This window comes from Roseateles sp., from assembly GCF_044373315.1.
In the GTDB taxonomy this organism is placed as follows: Bacteria; Pseudomonadota; Gammaproteobacteria; order Burkholderiales; family Burkholderiaceae_C; genus JACDQM01.
Window position 1 is genome coordinate 1 of the sequence record NZ_JBILQK010000198.1, and the last position, 3,156, is coordinate 3,156.

Genomic DNA, 3,156 nt, shown 5'->3' on the forward strand with positions numbered 1-3,156 from the left:
GCATCGCCCTTCTTCAGCGCGGCTATCGGCAGCGGTGCGGGCAGCAGCTGCACCTCCTGCTTGCGCTCGAAGTGGCGCACCGTGCAGCGCTCGCCGGCCAGCCCCAGCAGGTTCTCGATCGCGGGCACGGCATAGGCCGAGCAGATGATGATCACCTCGTCCGCCGGCACGCCGACGATGGCCTGCGTCCAGGCCCAGCCGCGGTAGCCGTCGAACAGCATCTGCGCTTCGTCGATCACCGCCACATCGATGGGCTTGCCGGTATCGACCATCTCGATGGTGCTGGAGACGACACGGGCGTCTTCGGCCGGCACGTTTTCCTCGCCAGTCAGCAGTGAACAAGGCACGCCGCGAGCCACCAGGCGGTCGCGTCCTTCCAGCGCGAGCAGGCGCAGCGGTGCCAGATAGGCACCGGCATGGGCTTGCGCCAGGCGATCAAAGGCGGCGTGCGTCTTTCCGCTGTTGGGCGGACCCACATACAGCGTGACCGAACGCTGCATGCGGCGCGCGGTCTCGAAGCTGTCCGGATAGCCCTGGAAGGCCAGTTCGGTGTTTAGGCGTTCCAGCGTATCCAGCTCGGCCACCTGGTGCTCCCAGCGGTCCTGTGCGCGGGTGCAGGCCGCCAGCAGGGCCTGCAGCGGCTGGGGCGTGGCGCATTCGGCCTGCAGACGCGGCAGCAGGGAATCCAGATGCTGCTCGTGGCCGCTCACACTGCGGGCCAGCAGACTTTCCAGATGCGCTTGCAGCGCATCGGCATGCTCGCAGCTGGGCGGGGCCCCCAGCGCCTGCTCCAGCGCAGCCTGGTCGCCATCGCGGAAGAAGGTCCAGATGGGAGTGGCATCCGGCAGCTCGACCTGGAAGGCCAGAGCCACCTGCCAGCCGCGGCGCGACAGCGCCAGGTTCTGCTGGCACAGGCGATGCCAGGCCACGCCGTCGCGGCTGAGGCCCAGGCTGTCGAGCTGGCTGCTGCGGCGCTGCATCAGCGCCCGCACCGTGGGTGCGGTGCCCAATGCATCCAGATGCGCCAGTGCCACAGGAATCAGCGCAGGCGCTATCCAGCGGCTGGGCCTTGAACCTGCTACCGCCTTCTGGATCAGGATCAGGCCCAACCTTTCAAACTGCAGCGCGGCGCTGGCCGGATCGCCCAGATCATTGGGGCTGAGTATCTGGGGCAGCTGGAAGGCAGCTTGCCGGATGCGCTGCCATTGCTCGGTGGTGAGCGTGGCCGGCAGACGTTTGAGGTGCTGCGAGTTTGGCAGCGAGAAGGCCGAAGCGGCCGAGGAAGCAGGCTTTGTGGGGTGTGTCGGCTCAGGCTGAGCCGCTGCGGGCGCAGACGGTGTCGTATCAGTCATCAATCCTTGGGGCGTGGTTCGGCGTTGCGCCTCAGCGCTCGGCCTTGCTGCTCGATTCAGCCAGCAGGCGCTGCATCAATGCAAAGAAGCGGTCATAGAACTCACCCGTCGGAATGGTCTCCGACGCCACCTTGACCAGTGACTCCTGCGTGGAAGACAGTGGCACCGAGATCGAGCCGATGGCGCTGACGCCGATGCTGGTGGCATTGGTGCTCTTCTTCACGGCATACCGGTCCTGCTGTGCTGACACGAAGGCGGTGGACAAGGCGCCGGCCTTTCCTTCAGGTACACAGACAACGTTGAAGGCAATCTCCACATGCACCTCGCCCTCGGGCTGAAAGCGCTTGGCGCCGTTCACCACGCCGGCCTCGGCCCGCGTGATCACATAGCCCTGGCTTAGCAGCGCGCGCCGGGCGGCTTCGCAGGTGGTGGCGACTTTGGCATCGAACAGACGCGAGAAAGTCTCGTCAGCCTGGAAGCGTTCGTTCTGGTAGACCTGGGGCGGCGGGGTTGTGGCCTTGTGCAGCGGTGCCGTGATGCTGCTGCAAGCGGCCAGAGCCAGACAGGCGATGCAAGACAAGGCACGCGTCAGCACAGCCATGGCGCGATGGCTGCGCTCTTCGGCCAATGGCAAAGGTGTCGGGGTGGATCGAGAAGCGGCCATGGCGCGGGATTATCCCCGCGCAGGCCAGACGGCTGCAGTGTCAGGGCAGCAGCCGCGTCAGTTCAGCCCTTGAGCCGCGAGCGGCTGACCATGCGATGCCCGCCGCGCTGCAGCTGCCATCGATCACGATCTCATCGCCTGATTGGACGTGGCCGAAAGGCTTCAGCACGATCTTGATGCGGGCCTCGGTAGCACTCAGTCCCATGGCTTCGATGCTGTTGACGACCTTTGAGGTCTGGAAGCCTGTGGCCGCAGGAAGAGACAGCCGCGCGTTGTCGGCAGCATTGAGAAAGCTACCTGCACAAGCCTCGCCCAGCGCCATTTGAGCGGGCACAGCCATGCCGATGGCTTCGCTGAGGCGGGCTTTGGTGGTGTAGGAGGTGTAAGTGGGCAGAGCGACAGCCACTACCAGCCCCAAGACGGCGCAGGCAACCAGCAATTCGACGAGGCTCATGCCGTTGAAATGCTGCGACTTTTGCTTGCTCATGGGCAGGGAGGTGCTGGCAGATCGAAGCGTCTGACTCTACAGCATGCCCACAATGCAAGAGAGGGGTGGCGCAAGCCACCCCTCTCTGTCAGGCATGGGGAACAGCATCAGCTGCTGCCCCATGCATGTGCATTAGGTCTTGGGCAGGAACTTGGCCGGGAAGGGCGCTGCTGCAGAGACAGTAGTGTTGCAAGAGCCACCAGCAACACAAGTGACCAACCAGACAATGGATTGGCCGTCAACGTTGGTGTCACCGGTTGCGCGCATCACCGCAGTGATGGTGCCCGTTGTAGCACCAGTGCCTGCAGCGGTCACGGAGGTCACGTACTTGCCCTGGATGGTGTTTGCAGCACCGAGGCCCAAGGAGGTATTGTCAGAAGTAGCGGACAGCGTTCCTTCATTGAACGCGACAACCATGTTCTTCTTGGCCACAGAGATCAGCTGGGCAGCTTCGCTCACCTTGGACTTGGTCGTGTAGTCCTGATACGCCGGCAGAGCCACGGCAGCCAGAATGCCGATGATCGCCACGACGATCATCAGTTCGATCAGGGTGAAACCTTGTTGTGCGCGCTTCTTGATGCTCATGTCAGTACTCCGGAAGAGGGGTTGGGGGTGAGGACATCCCCCCTGAATGCAGGGGTCGTGCCAGCCCC

The 3,156-nt window shown here is 64.1% G+C and carries 3 protein-coding genes and 1 pseudogene; all 4 read right to left on the bottom strand.

The genetic code is table 11. The features are described 5' to 3' along the window. Window positions 1-1,352 (bottom strand): annotated as a pseudogene (locus ACIQ67_RS20305) (helicase); the annotation flags it as partial. A 31-nt stretch (window positions 1,353-1,383) separates the two neighbouring features. Beyond that, window positions 1,384-2,016: a DUF2242 domain-containing protein gene (locus tag ACIQ67_RS20310; protein WP_397536188.1), complete on the bottom strand. Its 633-nt coding sequence runs from the start codon at window positions 2,014-2,016 to the stop codon at window positions 1,384-1,386. Window positions 2,017-2,056: 40 nt separating this feature from the next. Beyond that, window positions 2,057-2,503 carry a type IV pilin protein gene (locus ACIQ67_RS20315; protein WP_397536189.1) on the bottom strand — a complete coding sequence of 149 codons (447 nt, stop codon included), beginning with the start codon at window positions 2,501-2,503 and terminating at the stop codon, window positions 2,057-2,059. 132 nt (window positions 2,504-2,635) lie between these two features. Next, a complete protein-coding gene (locus tag ACIQ67_RS20320) occupies window positions 2,636-3,088 on the bottom strand; it encodes a prepilin-type N-terminal cleavage/methylation domain-containing protein (RefSeq protein ID WP_397536190.1) in 453 nt (150 codons plus the stop codon). Window positions 3,089-3,156: the final 68 nt, after the last annotated feature.